Here is a 16,593-nt window from a genome sequence, read left to right on the forward strand (position 1 = left end):
CACGGGGGAGAGCCGCCCCTTCGGCGTGTCCGGCCCGTGGGAGGCACCGGCCCGAGGGAGCCCCGGCAACGCTGCCACACCGCATACATACGCCCGCAATGTCCCGCGGCGAGAGTGGGAGGATGCCTCCGGTTCCCCTCCGGGCCGGGTCGGCCTCGCCGAAGGGACGCCATGAAGTTCCAAGTACTCACGATCATCGGGCACTCCCCGCACCCGCTGAGCGGTGATCTCCCCTCCCCCGCCGACCGGTTGGCGCAGGTCGTCGACGTCGGGACGGCGGCGGAACGTCTGGGATACGACGCCTTCGCGGTGGGTGAACGGCACGCGGGAGCCTTTCTGTCGTCCGCCCCGACCGTGGTCCTCGGCGCGCTCGCGGCCCGGACGCACCGCATCAGGCTGCTCACGGGCGTCACCGTCGTCGCGATCCTCGACCCCGTGCGCGTCGCGGAGGACTACGCGACGCTCGACCAGCTCTCCCGGGGCCGCATCGAGCTGGTGGTCGGCAAGGGCGCGGAGGCCGGGCACTTCGACCTGTTCGGCCTCGCGGAGGAGCGGCAGTGGGACCTGCAGAAGGAGAAGTACGAGCTGCTGCGCCGACTGTGGAGCGAGGAGAACGTCGACTGGGAAGGCGAGTTCAGGGCCCCGCTGAAGAACGTGACCACCCTGCCGCGGCCCTACGCCGGACCGCCGCGCGTCTGGCACGGTTCGGCGACCTCCCTCAACTCCCCCGAACTGGCGGCGCGGCACGGCGATCCCCTGTTCACCGCCAACGCGATCCAGCCGCGCGCCGCGTACGCCCGGCTGATCGACCACTACCGGGAACGCTTCGCGGCCCACGGGCACGACCCGGCACGCGCGCATGTCGCGGCCGGCTCGGGCGGGCTGCTCATCGCGGACACGCACGAGCAGGCCGTCGCGCGCTACAAGGACCTCTACGAGGCCAGGGTGCGCCAGTCCTTCCGACCGCACCTGGAGGGCCGGGCGGGCTACAACACGCCGTTCCGCACCATCGAGGACGCCATCGCGGACGGGCCCCAGCTCATCGGCTCGCCCCAGCAGATCATCGACAAGATCCTCGGCTGCCACGCGGTGTACCGGCACGACCTCCAGTCGATCACCGTGGACGCCTTCGGGCAGTCGACGGCGGAACAGGTCGAGACCCTGGACCGGTTCGCGCGGGAGATCGCGCCGGTGGTGCGCAGGGAGGCGCCGAGCACCCTGTGGGAGTAGGCGGTCCGCGCTGGAGGCGTCGCGTCGTGCGGGTGTGCCCCAGTGCCTCGGTTTTCGTCCCGTTCAGCCTGCTGAAACCCCATAATGAGGCTGAGACATCGGATGTCTGAAAGGCATTCTGAGGACCAGGGAGGCCCGGCATGGCAGTCACCGACGAGGCGATCGAGAAGATCAAGGGAATGATCGTCTCCGGCGCGCTGCGTCCCGGTGACCGGCTGCCGAAGGAGAGCGAGCTCGCCGCCGAACTGGGGCTGTCGCGCAACTCCCTGCGGGAGGCGGTGCGCGCGCTCTCGCTGATCCGCATCCTGGACGTACGGCAGGGCGACGGCACCTATGTGACCAGCCTGGACCCCCAGCTCCTGCTGGAGGCGCTGAGCTTCGTCGTCGACTTCCACCGCGACGACACGGTCCTCGAATTCCTCGCCGTGCGCCGCATCCTCGAGCCGGCCGCCACGGCCATGGCGGCCACCCGCATCGGCGAGCAGCAACTGGACGCGCTGACCGCCCAGCTGGACGCCCTCGGCGCGGCGCCCTCGGTGGAGGAGCTCGTCGCCTGCGACCTGGAGTTCCACCGGGGCATCGTGCAGACCTCCGGCAACTCGGTGCTGTGCTCGCTCCTCGACGGCCTCTCGGGGCCCACCACCCGGGCCCGGATCTGGCGCGGTCTGACCCAGGAGGACGCGGTCAGCCGCACCCTGCACGAGCACCGCGCGATCCTGTCCGCCCTGCGCGACCGGGACGCGGAGGCCGCCAGGTCGTGGGCGACGGTGCACATCGCGAGCGTGGAGCAGTGGTTGCGCTCGACGCTCTAGACCAGCTCTAGACCCCGTCCCGGCGGCCTTCCCGGGACAGCTCGGATGACTGAGGGGCGGCGCGGGGCGGCGATCAAGGGTGTTTCCGGCCCCCGGGCGGGGCAGTGATCCGTTCACTCCCCCGTGCAAGGGGGCTGCGGTGGGCCCCTCGGCACGCCGTAAGGTTGGGGCGTACGCGAGGGCACGTCGGAAGGAGGCGCTGGGTGATCGAGCTGGAGGGGGTTCCCGAGCTGATCGACCCAGTCATGGTGGCCGCGTTCGAGGGCTGGAACGACGCCGGCGACGCCGCCTCCACGGCTGTCGCGCATCTGGACAAGGAGTGGAAGGGCGAGGTCTTCGCGGCGCTGGACGCCGAGGACTACTACGACTTCCAGGTGAACCGTCCCACGGTGTGGCTGGACGCCGGTGTCCGCAAGATCACCTGGCCGACCACGCGCCTGTCGGTGGTCCGGGTCGGTGGCGACAAGCCGCGCGACCTGGTGCTGGTCCGCGGCATCGAGCCGTCGATGCGGTGGCGCTCGTTCTGCAACGAACTCCTCGGTTTCGCGCACGAGCTGGGCGTGGAGCTGGTGGTCATCCTGGGCGCGCTGCTCGGTGACACCCCGCACACACGTCCGGTGCCGGTCAGCGGGGTCACGTCGGACCCCGACCTGGCCCGCACGATGGACCTGGAGGAGACCAAGTACGAGGGCCCCACGGGCATCGTCGGCATCCTCCAGGAGGCGTGCACGCACGCGGGCGTCCCCGCGGTGTCGCTGTGGGCGGCCGTGCCGCACTACGTGTCGCAGCCGCCCAACCCGAAGGCGACGCTGGCCCTCCTCAACCGTCTGGAGGACCTCATCGACCTGCGCATCCCGCTGGGCGAACTGCCCGAGGACGCGCGGGCCTGGCAGCTGGGCGTGGACCAGCTGGCCGCCGAGGACAGCGAGGTCGCCGAGTACGTGCAGACGCTGGAGGAGGCCCGGGACACCGCCGAGCTGCCGGAGGCCTCGGGCGAGGCGATCGCCCGCGAGTTCGAGCGCTATCTGCGCCGGCGGGACGGCGGCGGCCCGACGGCGCAGGCCGGCGGTCACGCCACGGAGGGCGGCGAGTCCGCGTCGTTCCTGCGGGACGGCCCCGCCGGCCGCACCCGGCCGCCGAAGCCGCTGCGTCCGGACACGGACGCCGACGCGGGCCCCGGTACGGACTCCACCACGGACACCGGCCCGGAATCGGGATCCACCACGGACACCGGCCCGGAATCGGGATCCACCACGGACACCGGCCCGGAATCGGGATCCGCCAGGGACGCCGGCCCGGCGTCCGGTTCGGACTCGGACACCGGTCCGGACGCGGGCAGGGACGAGGACGGCGACTCGTCCGAGGACTCCTCGGAGGACTGACCGTCCCCGGGGGCTGAAGCTCCCGAACGACCGGCCAGGAGGGGCGGTGCGCATCAGGCGCACCGCCCCTCGGTCGTCCCCGGAGTCGGCTCACGGCACAAACACCCCTGCCACCGCGGCAGTTGCCGTACGCCTCGGCAGCCTTTGGCCGGATTGCTACGGGACAGCTGTTTCCAGGCAGATTGCACAGGTTTCCCAATTCAACTTGTTTTCAAACCAAGTTGGCGAAGACGGGGTGGACGAGTCGCCGTGGGCGTGCCAGGTTGTGCCCCGAAGACGCGGACCGGGGACGGGACGCGGCAACGCGTCGCCCCGCGACAGCGGACGGCACAGGGCAGGACAGCGGCCCGCGGCACGGCACCGCACAGGACAGCGCACTGCACAGCACACGCAGGGACCGGCACCCGCAGGGATCGAAGGGAGCGGTACGCGATGACCGACCAGGTACAGCCGGCGCAGGGCCCGGGGACCTCCGGGCCGGGGCCCGACGGAGCGGGATTCACCTACCGAGGAGCCGAGCAGGAGCTGATCGTCGTCGCACGTCCCGAGGCCCGGCTCCGTGCCCGGGCCGAGGGCGTCCGCTCGGCGGTGGGCGCCGACGTCTCGGCCCTCAACATGTTCCTCAGCGACGAACAGCTCGCCATGGAGCCGCTGTTCGGCAGCGAGGACCGGCTGCACCAGCAGTCCGTGGCACCGGGCGCCGAGAGCGGGCCCGACCTCGCGCTGTTCTACCGGGTGCGCGGCGGCGCGAGCCGGGCCCAGGAACTGCGCTCGCGGATCGCGGCGCTGCCGGAGATCGACACGGCGTACGTGAAGCCCGGTGCCGTTCCCGCCTCGGCGGCCCCGGCCGGGTGGACCGACGACAGCGCGGACGAGAGCCGCCGGCTGAAGGAAGGGGCGCCCGTCACCCCCGACTTCACCAGCCGTCAGGGCTATCTGCGTCCGGCGCCCGAGGGCATCGACGCGTACTGGGCCTGGCAGCGGCCGGGCGGCACGGGCCAGGGCGTGACGGTGATCGACGTGGAAGGTGCCTGGCAGCTCGGGCACGAGGACCTGGCGGCGAAGCTCGCCGGAGTCGTCGTCGGCACCCCGTTGCAGGACGTGGCCTGGCGCAACCACGGCACCGCCGTCATCGGGGTGATCGGCGGCGACCGAGGCGAGCACGGCGTCACCGGCATCGTGCCCGACGCGGTGACCGCCGCCGCGTCCTTCCAGCCCGGCGGCACCGCGGCGGCGATCCACGCGGCGGCCGACCGGCTGGGCCCCGGCGACGTCCTGCTGGTCGAACTGCACGCCCCGGGGCCGCGGTTCGACTTCGAGCAACGCGACGACCAGCGCGGCTACATCGCCGTCGAATGGTGGCCGGACGACTTCGCGGCCATCCGGTACGCGACCGCCAGGGGCGTCCTCGTGGTGGCGGCCGCGGGCAATGGCGGCGAGTCGCTCGACGACGCGCTGTACGAGCGCCGCCCCGCCGAGTTCCCGGAGTGGTGGCGCAATCCGTTCAACCCCTCCAACCAGTCATCCGGCGCGGTCCTGGTCGGCGCGGGCGCGCCGCCGCCCGGCACGCACGGCCGCGACCACGGCCCGGACCGTTCACGGCTCGCGTTCTCCAACTACGGGGCGCGCGTGGACGCGCAGGGCTGGGGACGTGAGGTGACGACCACCGGCGGCTTCTGGGACCGGCCCGGCGATCTGCAGGGCGGCGCCGAGGAGATCGCCTGGTACACGGACACGTTCTCCGGGACCTCCTCCGCCTCCCCGGTGGTGGTCGGCGCCCTGGCCGCGCTGCAGGGCATGCTCAAGGCGGCGGGCCAGGAGCCGATGTCCCCGGAGCGTGCCCGCGCGGTGCTGCGGGCCACGGGTTCCCCGCAGCAGGACGCGCCGGGCCGGCCCGCCTCCCAGCGGATCGGCAGCCGGCCGGACATCAAGGCGGCGGTCACCCATCTGCTGCCGGAGGCGGTCGGCTCGGGCCAGGCCGAGCGGTACTGGGACGAGCTGCTGCCGTATCCGCGCGAAGTCCCGCCCAGGCTCCGGCTGTACGTGGCGGGCGCATGGCGCAACCTGAACGACCCGTCCCCCGAGATCCGCCAGGCGGTGCACTCCGCCTTCGCGGGGGGACGGCCCGACGTACGTGTCTGGTTCTCGGACGACGAGATCGTCGGCCTGGTGGTCACGGGCTGACGGCATCCGACCACTGCTCACACACGCTCGACCAATGAGGGAAGGTGGCACCCGTATGAGCACCACCCCGCAGATGAGCCAGCTGGGACAGCAGCTCGGGCAGCAGGGCCCGAGCACGGCTCCCCCGCAGCAGTTCGGACCGCAGCAGAGCATGGGCCAGCAGCAGCCCTTCGGCCCGCAGCAGAGCATGGGGCAGCAGCAGCCCTTCGGCCCGCAGATGCAGCAGCCGTACGGGCCGCAGGGCATCGGCCAGCAGATGCAGCAGCCGTACGCCCAGCAGGGCATCGGCCAGCAGGGCATCGGCCAGCAGGGCATCGGCCAGCAGATCCCGCAGCAGCACATTCCGCCGCACCTGCAGCAGCAGCTCCAGCAGCTCGGTCAGCAGCAGCCGTTCCAGCAGCTGCTCCAGCAGCTCGGCGGGCAGCAGGCGCAGCAGCCGGGGCAGCCCCTCGTGCTGCCGAGCGCCGTCGAGCGGGCGGCGCTGGTGAGCGGCATCGCCACGAAGTTCTGGGACGTCGTCACCCCGCTGCCGGGGCAGCCGTCGATCCTCTACCTGTACATCGACAACGCCTGGCGCCAGCTGGTGAACCCGAACCAGGTGACGCATGACGAGGTCCAGGAGGCCTTCGCCTTCGGGCAGCAGGTCATCGGGATCTACGACTCCGGCACCGGCACCCTGCAGGCCGTCATCGTCAACAGGCAGTAGCACGGCCGGCAACGGGGGACGGCTCCACGCACAGGGCGCCGGGCGGATCGATCCGCCCGGCGCCCGACCGCGTTCGGGGTGCGGGAACCGTTACAGCGCCACTCCCAGAAGGGCGTCCACGGCACGGGACACGACGCCGGGGGCGCCCTCGTCCGTGCCGCCCGTCTCGTGCTGGCGCGCGGCCCAGCGGTCGACCGCGGCGAGCGCGGCCGGCGCGTCCAGGTCGTTCGCGAGGGCGTCGCGGATCTCCTCGACGAGCGCGTCGGCGGACGGCCCGTCGGGGCGGGAGACCGCGGAGCGCCAGTTCTCCAGCCGCGCGACGGCGGTCTCCAGGACGGCGTCCGTCCACTCCCAGTCGGCGCGGTAGTGGTGGGCGAGCAACGCCAGGCGGATGGCGGCCGGGTCGACCCCGTCGCGCCGGAGCGCGGACACGAAGACGAGGTTGCCCTTGGACTTCGACATCTTCTCGCCGTCGAGCGCGACCATGCCGGCGTGCACGTACGCCTTGGCCATCGGGAACTCGCCGGTCAGCACCTGGGCGTGCGAGGCGCCCATCTCGTGGTGCGGGAAGGCGAGGTCGGAGCCGCCGCCCTGGACGTCGAAGCCCATGCCGAGGTGGTCGAGGGCGATGGCGACGCACTCGATGTGCCAACCGGGCCGGCCGCGCCCCAGCGAACCGCCGTCCCAGCTCGGCTCGCCCTCGCGGGCGGCCATCCAGAGCATCGGGTCGAGCGGGTTCTTCTTGCCCGGACGGTCCGGGTCACCGCCCCGCTCGGCGCAGAGCAGCCGCATGGCCGCGGCGTCGAGGCGGGACACCTGACCGAAGTGCGGGTCGGACTCGACGGAGAAGTACACGTCGCCTTCGAGCTCGTAGGCCGCGCCGACGTCCCGCAGCCGCTCCACGAGCGGCACGATGCCGGGTATCGCCTCGACGGCGCCTATGTAGTGCTGCGGCGGCAGCATCCGCAGGGCGGTCATGTCCTCGCGGAAAAGCGCGGTCTCCTGCTCGGCGAGCCCCACCCAGTCGACGCCGTCGCGCTGCGCCCGCTCAAGGAGCGGGTCGTCGACGTCGGTCACGTTCTGGACGTAGTGAACCTGCCGCTTGGTGTCGAGCCACACGCGCTGAACGAGGTCGAACGCGTTGTAGGTCGCCGCGTGACCCATGTGGGTCGCGTCGTACGGCGTGATGCCGCATACGTAGATACGGGCGACGGGACCGGGGTCGAGGGTGACGAGCCCACCGGTCGCGGTGTCGTGGATCCGGAGGTCGCGGCCCTCACCAGGCAGGGCGGGGACCTCAGAAGCGGGCCAGGCATGCATGTCATGAGCCTAACCGGACGGAAGTTCCGTATACGAACCGGCCAGCGACTGATGGCTCGGAAGGCGCTCTTGCGCCGCGACCCGAACGTGTGCCGCTACACCGGCGGCCAGGGGATCGCGGGCCATTCCCCGCCCGGTTCCGGGTGTTTCCCGGAGGCGAGCAGCTCCTCCACGCGCGCGCGTGTGGCGTCGGTCTCGTTCGCGGTGATGAGTTCCGCCAGCCGGGTGGCCAGCGGCGCCCCGGGCAGCAGCCCGTCGCGCAGCGCGACGAGCACGTCGACCGCCTCCGCCGTCAGGGGCTCCCCGGCCCACCCCCACAGCAGGGTGCGCAGCTTGTTCTCGGCGTTGAAGGTGACCCCGTGGTCGATGCCGTAGAGGCGGCCCTCCCCGGCGGGCAGCAGGTGTCCGCCCTTGCGGTCCGCGTTGTTGATCACGGCGTCGAGGACGGCGAGCCGCCGCAGCCGGTCGTCGTCGGCGTGCACCAGCAGCGCCGTGCGCCCCTCGCCCACCTCGGCGAGCCCGATGGCCTTCCAGCCGTCGTCGGGCTCCTCACCGTCCACCAGGGCGAGCAGCTCGGCCTCGGGGGTCGCCTCGATCCACAGCTGGCACATGCCCTCGCCGTAGGGTCCGTCGCGCAGCACGGTGGGTGGTACTAGCCCCCAGCCGGTCGCCTCGGAGACCTCGTACGCCGCGACCTCGCGCTGCGCGAGCGTGCCGTCGGGGAAGTCCCACAGGGGGCGCTCCCCGGCGATGGGCTTGTAGACGCAGAACGCGTCGCGTCCCTCGTACGACACGGAGCAGTACAGGACCGCGTTCGAGGCCTCACGGATCTGTCCGCGCACCTTCAGCTCACCCTTGGCGAGCAGCTCGGCCGTGGTCACGCTCCGCGGCGGTATCCGTTCTGGCGCGGACATACGTGTCCTTCCGGGTCGAGCGGGAGGCTGCAGAGCGGGCAGGGGGGCCGGCCCGCGTTGACGACGTCGAGAGCGCGCTTGGCGAAGGCGCGGGCCTGTGCTCCGGTGAGCCGGACCCGGAGCATCGGCGGACCGTTCTCCTCGTCCTGGAGGAGCCGTTCCTCGGCCTCCGCGAGGTCCTCCTCGGAGTCCGCGTCCAGCTCGACCAGGGCCTGGGCCTCGACGATCATGCGCTGTTCGTCACCGTCCCAGGCCAGCGCCATGGTGCCGACGCGGAACTCCTCCTCGACGGGGGTGTCGAGGGGGGCGGTGTCGGACACCTCGGTCGGGGCCATGGCCGGCACGGGCGCGCTGCCCCCGGTACGGCGTACGACCTCGTCGAGGAGCTCGTCCATGCGCTCGGCGAGCGCTGCGACCTGGGTCTTCTCCAGAGCCACGCTGGTCACCCGGTGGCCTGAGGAAGCCTGCAGGAAGAAGGTACGGCGCCCGGGCAACCCGACCGTACCGGCCACGAAACGGTCCGGGGGGTCGTAGAGGAACACCTGACGGGACACGTCCTGTCTCCATTGGATCGACATGCGGACCGGCTGACTGCGCCGGCCCGCATCGGCTGCTGAGAACCTGCTGACAACTACTGTGCTGCTTCGACCGCTTCACCCTACTGCGGCCGACGATCACGGTGCGCCCGCACCGCCCCCCACCGGAGCGTCGCCGCCCGGGGGCTCCTCGCGCGGTGCCAGGGAGGCGAAGTCGCCGGTGTCCCCGAGGCGCACGAGGAAGGGCCTCAGCCGTGTGTAGCGGATCGCGGTGATCGAGCACGGTTCGACGGAGATCCGCTGGAAGAGATCCAGGTGAAGTCCGAGTGCGTCGGCGACGAGGGACTTGATGATGTCGCCGTGCGAGCACATCAGGTAGACGGCGTCACCGCCGTGGTCGCGCTCCACGCGCGCGTTCCACTCGCGGACCGCCTCGGCGGCCCTCGTCTGCATGGCCCGCATCGACTCGCCGCCGGGGAACGCCGCCGCCGAGGGGTGCGCCTGGACGACCTCCATCAGCGGCTCGTCCTTCAGCTCGGCGAGCTTGCGGCCGGACCAGTCTCCGTAGTGGGCCTCCCCGATGCGCTCCTCGGTGTGCGCGCGCAGCCCGGGGCGGGCGTCGAGCAGCGGCTGGATCGTCTCCTGGCAGCGCTGGAGGGGGCTGGAGACGACCTCGGAGATCGGCAGCCCGGCGAGCCGGCCGGGCAGCGCCGCGGCCTGCTGGGCGCCGCGTTCGTCGAGGGCGACGCCGGGCGTCCACCCGGCGAGCAGTCCCGCGGTGTTGGCGGTGGAACGTCCGTGCCGGACGAGGATCAGCGTGGGCATGCGGCCCAGGGTAGACGGGCGCCCGGGTGACCTGTCCGGGCCGGCCGGGACGGCGCCCGGAGTGCGGCCCGCCCCCGGCGGCGGGAGAATACGCTCCGTGATCGTCGACTGCGCCATCTACCGTCACGGGCGGCGGACGGAGGACCCCGAGGATCTGTCCGACGCCCTGGCGGAGGCGCGCGCCGAGGGCGACGCCTTCGTGTGGATCGGGCTGCACGAGCCGACGGAGAAGGAGTTCGACCTCGTCACGAGCGAGTTCGGGCTGCATCCGCTGGCGGTCGAGGACGCGCTGAAGGCGCACCAGCGGCCCAAGCTGGAGGTGTACGACGACTCCCTGTTCATCGTCCTCAAGCCGGTCTTCTACGAGCCGGACAGTGACGAGGTGTCCACCGGCGAGGTCATGGTCTTCATCGGTGACGCCTTCGTGGTGACGGTCAGGCACGGCAGGAGCTCGCCGCTGGCCGCCCTGCGACGGCGGCTGGAGTCGGAACCCGAGGTGCTGCGCAAGGGGCCCACGACGGTGCTCTACTCGCTCGCGGACGTCACGGTCGATCACTACCTGGAGGTGGCGACCGAACTGGGGACCGACCTGGAGGAGCTGGAGGCGGAGGTCTTCTCGCCGACCGGCGGCGACTCGCGGAACACCGCGTCCAGGATCTACCGGTTCAAGCGGCAGATCCTGGAGTTCCGCCGCGCCACGGTGCCGCTCGCGATGCCGCTGACCCGGCTGTCCGGAGGGGGCTCGTACAGCACGGGAGTGCCTTTCGTGAACGAGACGGCGCAGCCCTTCTTCCGCGACGTCAACGACCATCTGACACGGGTGAACGAGACCGTGGAGGGCCTGGACCGGCTGGTCTCCGACATCCTCGCGGCGCATCTCGCGCAGATGGGCGTGCGGCAGAACGACGACATGCGGAAGATCTCGGCGTGGGCGGCCATGGCCGCGGTCCCCACCCTCATCGCGGGGATCTACGGGATGAACTTCGACCACATGCCCGAGCTGCACTGGCTCCTGTCGTACCCGGCGGTGATCCTGGGGATGGTCGTTCTGGAGGTCCTGCTGTACCGGACCTTCAAACGGCGGGGCTGGATGTAGGACGCGGTACGGCCGTGCGGCCCGGACTCAGGCGAACTCCGGGGCCGCCGCGGCGGGGCCGCCCAGCGCGTCGCGCCGCTCGGGCATCTTCAGGGAGACCATCCGGCGCCAGCCGGCCAGCCGCTCGTACGCGTAGACGGCGTGGATGCCGGCGGCGAGCGCCGCGGCCCTGGGCCTCGACCAGCCGAGGATGCGCCCCATGTGGGCCATCACGGCGAGGCTGACGTCGCGGTAGATGCGGATCTCGGCGAGGGCGCACTCGCGCAGCACGCGCTGGATGGCCCGGCCGTGTCCCGCGTACGCGAAGCGCAGCAGCTCCTCGTGGCAGTAGGCGAGGTGGTTGTCCTCGTCGTGGGAGATCATCCTCACCGCGCGGCCGATGTCGGGGTGGTCGGCGAAGTGCTTGCGCAGCAGCTCCATCTGCTCGGAGGCGCGCTGCTCGGTGACCCGGCTGTGGGCCAGGTAGGTGACGATGTCCTGCACGGTGAGGGGCTGGTCGCCCTTGAGCTTCTCGTGGGCGAGACCGATGCCGTGCCGCTCCAGGAGCATGGTGTAGTCGGTGTCGGGCGGCACGGCCACGGGTTGCAGACCGCGCTTCTTCATCAGCGCGTTGAAGATCCTGCCGTGCTTGTCCTCGTCGGCGCCGTGCCGGGCGATCTTGGGCGCGAGCTCGCGCTGCTCGCGCGGGACCAGTGCGGCGATCCGCCCGTTCTCCCATCCCCCCTGCGATTCCCCGCTGGCGGCGATGGAGCAGAACAGCCGGAACGACTCGTCGTTGTCGAGGATCTCCTCGAAGAGACTCTTGGCCGAAAGCATCTCTGACACCTCTCTGCAGGGCTCCGCAGAAAACGAGTCAAATGGGATGCCAGGAGTGCGGCAACCGATGTGTCGGACAAATCCGCCAAACGACGGACGGGCGGGGTGGCACAGGCGCGTAACCAAGGGGGTGGCGGCGCGTTGTTCCCTGTGACGGCCGTGGCGGGGTAGACCCCCGAGCCCCCACCACGGCCGCAGAACTTTCCGGCGCCCGGCGCCGTCCCGCTACGCGAGCCCGGCCCGCTCCAGCGCCTCGGAACCGGCGCGCAGCGAGGCGATCCGGTCCTCCAGCGTGAAGCCCGCGGGAGCCAGCGTGAGCGTGGTGACCCCGGCCGCGGCGTAGGCCTTCATCCGGTCGGCGATGCGGTCGACGGAGCCGAGCAGGGTGGTCTGGTCGATCAGCGCGTGCGGAATGGCGGCGGCGGCGCCCTCCTTGTCGCCGGACAGGTACTTGTCCTGGATCTCGGCGGCTTCCTTCTCGTAGCCCATGCGCTGCGCGAGCTGGTTGTAGAAGTTCTGCTTGCGGCTGCCCATGCCGCCCACGTACAGCGCCGTGTAGGGCCGGAACATGTCGGCGAGCGCCGTCACGTTCTTGTCGTCGCCGAGCGCGAGCGGCAGCGTCGGGCAGACGTCGAAGCCGTCCATCGTCTTCCCGGCCTTCTCCCGGCCCGCGCGCAGATGCCCGATCGCGGTGTCCTCCAGGTGCTCGGCGGAGGGGAAGATCAGCAGTGCGCCGTCGGCGATCTCGCCGGTCTGCTCGAGGTTCTTCGGGCCGATCGCGGCGATGTACAGCGGGATGTGCTCGCGCTCCGGGTGCACGGTCAGCTTGAGCGGCTTGCCCGGGCCGCCGGGCAGCGGCAGCGTCCAGTGCTCGCCCTCGAAGGAGAGCCGCTCCCGCGTCATCGCCCGGCGCACGATCTCCACGTACTCGCGGGTGCGCGCCAGCGGCTTGTCGAACTTGACGCCGTACCAGCCCTCGGAGACCTGCGGTCCGGAGACGCCGAGGCCGAGGCGGAACCGGCCGCCGGAGAGCGAGTCGAGGGTCGCGGCGGTCATCGCGGTCATCGCGGGCTGGCGCGCCGGGATCTGGAAGATGGCCGAACCGACGTCGATCCGCTCGGTCTGGGCGGCGACCCAGCTGAGCACGGTGGCCGCGTCGGAGCCGTAGGCCTCGGCCGCCCAGCAGACGGAGTATCCGAGCCGGTCGGCCTCCTGGGCCACGGCGAGATTGTCCGCGTCCATTCCGGCACCCCAGTAGCCGAGGTTGATCCCGAGCTGCATGGCCGATTCCCCTTACCGATCAGTAACGTCCCTTGTGCCGGAGACCCTAGCGCGCTGCCGGGCGGCGCGGCAGGCACGGGTTGCGGTCCCACCGGTCCCGGTTGTCCACAGGGCCCCCACGCCGTGAGTTCCGGACAGTAATCTCGGCGTCCATGGAGCAGAGGCATCTCGGCCGTACCGGCCTGCGTGTGTCCCGGATCGGACTCGGCACCCTGACGTGGGGCCGGGACACCGACGAGCATGACGCCGCGGACCTCTTGAAGGCGTTCTGGGAAGCGGGCGGGACCCTCGTCGACACCGCGGACGTGTACGGCGACGGGGAGGCGGAATATCTCCTCGGGCGCCTGATAGAAGGGCTCGTGCCGCGCCGGGACCTGGTCATCTCGACGAAGGCGGGGAGCGTACCCGACCCGTACCGCCGCTTCGACGGGTCGCGCGGCCATCTGCTGTCCGCCCTCGACGCGTCCCTCGCGCGCCTGGGCACGGACTACGTGGACCTGTGGCACGTCCACGCGTACGACCCCGACACTCCCCTCGAAGAGACCCTCCAGGCCCTCGACATGGCGGTCGGCAGCGGCCGCGCGCGCTACGCGGGCGTGTCCAACTTCTGCGGCTGGCAGCTCGCCAAGGCGGCGACCTGGCAGCTCGCGGCGCCGGGCGCGCGCACCCGGCTGGCCAGCACGCAGATGGAGTACTCCCTCCTCCAGCGGGGCGTCGAACGCGAGGTGCTGCCCGCCGCCCTCGACCTGGGGGTCGGTCTGCTGCCCTCCTCGCCGCTCGGCCGGGGTGTGCTCACCGGCAAGTACCGGGGCGGCACGCCGTCGGACTCCCGGGGCGGCTCCGAGCACCTCGCCCCGTTCGTCGCTCCCTACCTGGACGACACCGCGAGCAGCATCGTCGACGCGGTGACCACCGCGGCGGACGGCCTCGCGGTGACACCGCTCCAGGTCGCCCTCGCCTGGGTCCGCGACCGGCCCGGCGTGGCCGCGCCCATCGTCGGCGCACGCAACGCGCAGCAGCTCACGGCGGCGTTGTCAGTGGAGACCCTTAGTCTTCCTGACGAGATCTGCCGGGCGCTCGACGACGTGTCGGCACCGGTGCACCACTATCCCGATCACGACTGGAGCACGCTGTGAGCACGGAGCCCGAGACCACGGAGGACACCGGGCCGGGGACGCCGGGCGCGGACACGGCCGCCGACACCCCGCAGACCGGCGCCGACGCCGACGCCGGGGCCACCGGGCAGGAGACGGACGCTCCCTCCGAGGACGGGGCAGCGGACGGCGACGCCGCGGGAGGCGCGGACCACGACACCGGGACCTCCGCGGACGGGGACGACGAGAGCTCCGCGGACGGCGGGAGCGGCGCCGAGGGCTCCACGGACTCCAAGGACGCGCCGCAACCGTCCGAGGCCGAGGCCGAGCTGGCGGCCCAGCGCGTGGAGCGGGAGCGGATCGAACGGCGGAAGGCCGGGAAGCAGGGACCGGTCGAGGCCGGGGGCAAGCTCAGCGGGAAGGCCGCGGACCTGCTCGCCGCGGTCCGGGCCGTGGAGAGCGGCGAGAAGCCCGTGGCCGGCGCGTTCCACGATCCGGAGCCCGCGCCGCGCAGGGTCGTCGTCCCGGAGCCGGAGCGGCGGCCCCAGCCCGTGACCGCGTCGGCCACCGCGCCCGCGGCCGCCGCACCGGAGGCCGTCACGGCCGTGCGTGCCGTACTGGCCGCCGCCGGTGCGCCCGACACCCTCGCACCGCAGGTCGCCGCCGCCCTGGGCGAAGACGCCGACCGGCAGTTGCGCGAGGACCCGTGGCAGTTGCTGCGGGTCGCCGGGGTCCGGCCCGAGCAGGCCGACGGGTTCGCCCGCGCGCTGCTCGGCGCCGAGTGCGGCCCCGAGGACGAGCGGCGCGGCCGGGCCCTGACCGTGTGGCTCCTGGAGCAGGCGGCCCTCGCCGGGCACACCGCCCTCGACGCCCCGGCCCTGACCGCGGCGCTCACCCAGCGCTCGGTGCCGGACCCGGACGAGGCCGTGCAGAGCACGCTCGCGGAGGGCGAGGCCCTGGTGTTCCAGGACGCCCTCGACACGGCGGCCCCCGCCCGCGAGGACACCGAGGAGCCGGAGGAGCGCCCGGTCCGCGTCCTCATCGGCCTGGAGCGGTACGCGCTGGCCGAGGAGAGCCTCGCCGACGGCCTCGCCCGGGTGATGAACTCCCTGCCCAAGGACGACGGTCCCGCCGCCGACTGGGAGCACGCCGCCACGTCGGCGCCACGCTCCGCGGCGGAGCTGATCCGCGCGGTCGCGGGCCACGGTCTGGTCCTCCACACCGGCGGCGACGCCTCCGGGGCCGAGGTCGCGGCGCTGCTGCACGCGGTGCGGAGTCTCGGCCTGCGCGGCTGGGCCGCCACGCACACACCGGGCGGCCACCGGCGCCTCGCGTCCCGGGCGGCCGAGGACGGCCTCCGGGACGGACCCGAGGGGGCGGATGACCTCCAGGTCAGCACCGTCGCGGGACTCCTGTCCGGCGCCGAGGGCCCGGGCCGGGACGCCGACGGCGCCCTGGACCTCGATCTCCTCGTCGTCATGGACGCGCCGCAGCTGGACGTCGAGACGGCGGCCGTGCTCGCCGAGTCACTGCCGGACGGGGCACGGCTCGTGCTGAGCGGGGACCCGGGCGTGCTGTGGTCGGCGGGACCCGGCCGGGTCTTCGCGGATCTCATCGCCGCCCACGTCTGTCCGGCGGTCGCCTCGCGCACACCGGACCCCGGGCCCATCGGCGAGCTGGTCTCCGGCATCGGGATCGGTGAGCTCCTCCAGGTGGACGCGCCGGGCAAGGAGGTCGTGATCGTCCCGGTCCGCGACGCGGGCGAAGCGGTGCACCGGACCGTGCAGCTGGTCGCGGACTCGGTGCCGCGGGCCATCGGCATCGCGGCCGAGCAGACGCAGGTGATCACGCCGGGACACGGCGGCGCCGTCGGCACGCGCGCGCTGAACGCCGCGCTCAAGGAGCGGCTGAACCCGGGTCCCGGCCGTTTCGGCGGCTTCGACCCCGGCGACCGGATCGCCTACTCCCCCGCATCGGGCCGTTCGGTGCCCGGGCACGTGGTGAAGGCCGATGCCGAGGGCCTGCACCTGGAGTGCGCCGGTGTCCCCGTCGTCGTACCGAAGGAGCGGGTCGAGCAGTCCGTGCGGCACGGCTGGGCGCTCACGGCGCACCAGGCGGTGGGCACGACCTGGCCCGCCGCGGTCGTGGTGCTGCCCGGTGACGCGGCACAGTCCCTGACCAGGCCCTGGGTGTACACGGCCTTCGGCCGGGCCGGGCGTCATCTGTCCGTGGTCCACGGGGTGGAGCAGGCCCTGCCGCGCGCGGTGGCCGAGGTCCCGCAGAAGCCGCGCACCACACGCCTGCCGGCCCTGCTCAAGGCGCAGGTCCCCGCGGCCGGCTGACGGCGCCCGGGAGGCGCCGCGGGCGGGCGCCACAGCGGGCTCCGGCCCCGCCCGC

Annotated in this window: 14 protein-coding genes; 8 read left to right on the top strand and 6 right to left on the bottom strand. The window is 72.7% G+C overall.

The window, feature by feature from the left end:
* Window positions 1-171 precede the first annotated feature (171 nt).
* The 5 genes from ABEB03_RS15085 (at window position 172) to ABEB03_RS15105 (ending at window position 6,314) form a co-directional block, all read left to right on the top strand.
* Window positions 172-1,230 (top strand): LLM class flavin-dependent oxidoreductase, encoded by a 1,059-nt coding sequence (locus ABEB03_RS15085; protein ID WP_345647802.1) that lies wholly within the window; start codon window positions 172-174, stop codon window positions 1,228-1,230.
* A 140-nt stretch (window positions 1,231-1,370) separates the two neighbouring features.
* Window positions 1,371-2,042: a FadR/GntR family transcriptional regulator gene (locus ABEB03_RS15090; protein WP_028801633.1), complete on the top strand. Its 672-nt coding sequence runs from the start codon at window positions 1,371-1,373 to the stop codon at window positions 2,040-2,042.
* 203 nt (window positions 2,043-2,245) lie between these two features.
* A complete protein-coding gene (locus ABEB03_RS15095; protein WP_345647808.1) occupies window positions 2,246-3,424 on the top strand; it encodes a PAC2 family protein in 1,179 nt (392 codons plus the stop codon).
* Window positions 3,425-3,856: 432 nt separating this feature from the next.
* Window positions 3,857-5,608, top strand: coding sequence for a S8 family peptidase (locus ABEB03_RS15100; RefSeq protein WP_345647811.1), 1,752 nt, complete (start codon window positions 3,857-3,859; stop codon window positions 5,606-5,608).
* Between the two features lie 55 nt (window positions 5,609-5,663).
* Window positions 5,664-6,314 carry a hypothetical protein gene (locus ABEB03_RS15105; RefSeq protein WP_345647814.1) on the top strand — a complete coding sequence of 217 codons (651 nt, stop codon included), beginning with the start codon at window positions 5,664-5,666 and terminating at the stop codon, window positions 6,312-6,314.
* 90 nt (window positions 6,315-6,404) lie between these two features.
* Here the strand turns inward: ABEB03_RS15105 and mshC are convergent, their stop codons facing one another.
* From mshC to ABEB03_RS15125, 4 genes are all read right to left on the bottom strand, one after another.
* Window positions 6,405-7,634 (bottom strand): cysteine--1-D-myo-inosityl 2-amino-2-deoxy-alpha-D-glucopyranoside ligase, encoded by a 1,230-nt coding sequence (gene mshC / locus ABEB03_RS15110; protein ID WP_345647817.1) that lies wholly within the window; start codon window positions 7,632-7,634, stop codon window positions 6,405-6,407.
* A gap of 95 nt (window positions 7,635-7,729) precedes the next feature.
* A complete protein-coding gene (locus tag ABEB03_RS15115; RefSeq protein ID WP_345647820.1) occupies window positions 7,730-8,548 on the bottom strand; it encodes an SCO1664 family protein in 819 nt (272 codons plus the stop codon).
* Window positions 8,512-9,102: a DUF3090 domain-containing protein gene (locus ABEB03_RS15120; protein ID WP_345647823.1), complete on the bottom strand. Its 591-nt coding sequence runs from the start codon at window positions 9,100-9,102 to the stop codon at window positions 8,512-8,514. Before ABEB03_RS15120 ends, ABEB03_RS15115 begins: the two co-directional genes overlap by 37 nt.
* A gap of 120 nt (window positions 9,103-9,222) precedes the next feature.
* Entirely contained in the window at window positions 9,223-9,909 is a 687-nt protein-coding gene (locus tag ABEB03_RS15125) for a histidine phosphatase family protein (RefSeq protein WP_095933215.1), read from the bottom strand.
* A 97-nt stretch (window positions 9,910-10,006) separates the two neighbouring features.
* Here ABEB03_RS15125 and corA point away from each other — a divergent pair, with 97 nt between their 5' ends.
* Window positions 10,007-11,005: a magnesium/cobalt transporter CorA gene (gene corA, locus ABEB03_RS15130; protein WP_345647826.1), complete on the top strand. Its 999-nt coding sequence runs from the start codon at window positions 10,007-10,009 to the stop codon at window positions 11,003-11,005.
* Between the two features lie 27 nt (window positions 11,006-11,032).
* Here corA and ABEB03_RS15135 read toward each other — a convergent pair whose 3' ends face one another.
* Window positions 11,033-11,821, bottom strand: a complete 789-nt coding sequence (locus ABEB03_RS15135; protein ID WP_345647829.1) for a ferritin-like domain-containing protein — start codon at window positions 11,819-11,821, stop codon at window positions 11,033-11,035.
* Window positions 11,822-12,046: 225 nt separating this feature from the next.
* A complete protein-coding gene (locus ABEB03_RS15140) occupies window positions 12,047-13,102 on the bottom strand; it encodes an LLM class F420-dependent oxidoreductase (protein ID WP_345647831.1) in 1,056 nt (351 codons plus the stop codon).
* A gap of 152 nt (window positions 13,103-13,254) precedes the next feature.
* Here ABEB03_RS15140 and ABEB03_RS15145 point away from each other — a divergent pair, with 152 nt between their 5' ends.
* A complete protein-coding gene (locus ABEB03_RS15145) occupies window positions 13,255-14,238 on the top strand; it encodes an aldo/keto reductase (RefSeq protein ID WP_345647833.1) in 984 nt (327 codons plus the stop codon).
* Window positions 14,235-16,538: an ATP-dependent RecD-like DNA helicase gene (locus tag ABEB03_RS15150; RefSeq protein ID WP_345647835.1), complete on the top strand. Its 2,304-nt coding sequence runs from the start codon at window positions 14,235-14,237 to the stop codon at window positions 16,536-16,538. Before ABEB03_RS15145 ends, ABEB03_RS15150 begins: the two co-directional genes overlap by 4 nt.
* The last annotated feature ends 55 nt before the right edge of the window (window positions 16,539-16,593 follow it).

The sequence above is a fragment of the Streptomyces siamensis genome (assembly GCF_039543605.1).
In the GTDB taxonomy this organism is placed as follows: Bacteria; Actinomycetota; Actinomycetes; order Streptomycetales; family Streptomycetaceae; genus Streptomyces; species Streptomyces siamensis.

Coding starts and splice junctions, on each gene's coding strand:
- ABEB03_RS15115 (WP_345647820.1), bottom strand. CDS start 8,548: ATGTCCGCGCCAGAACGGATACCGCCGCGGAGCGTGACCACGGCCGAG.
- ABEB03_RS15085 (WP_345647802.1), top strand. CDS start 172: ATGAAGTTCCAAGTACTCACGATCATCGGGCACTCCCCGCACCCGCTG.
- ABEB03_RS15105 (WP_345647814.1), top strand. CDS start 5,664: ATGAGCACCACCCCGCAGATGAGCCAGCTGGGACAGCAGCTCGGGCAG.
- ABEB03_RS15140 (WP_345647831.1), bottom strand. CDS start 13,102: ATGCAGCTCGGGATCAACCTCGGCTACTGGGGTGCCGGAATGGACGCG.
- ABEB03_RS15145 (WP_345647833.1), top strand. CDS start 13,255: ATGGAGCAGAGGCATCTCGGCCGTACCGGCCTGCGTGTGTCCCGGATC.
- ABEB03_RS15090 (WP_028801633.1), top strand. CDS start 1,371: ATGGCAGTCACCGACGAGGCGATCGAGAAGATCAAGGGAATGATCGTC.
- mshC (WP_345647817.1), bottom strand. CDS start 7,634: ATGCATGCCTGGCCCGCTTCTGAGGTCCCCGCCCTGCCTGGTGAGGGC.
- ABEB03_RS15135 (WP_345647829.1), bottom strand. CDS start 11,821: ATGCTTTCGGCCAAGAGTCTCTTCGAGGAGATCCTCGACAACGACGAG.
- ABEB03_RS15100 (WP_345647811.1), top strand. CDS start 3,857: ATGACCGACCAGGTACAGCCGGCGCAGGGCCCGGGGACCTCCGGGCCG.
- ABEB03_RS15125 (WP_095933215.1), bottom strand. CDS start 9,909: ATGCCCACGCTGATCCTCGTCCGGCACGGACGTTCCACCGCCAACACC.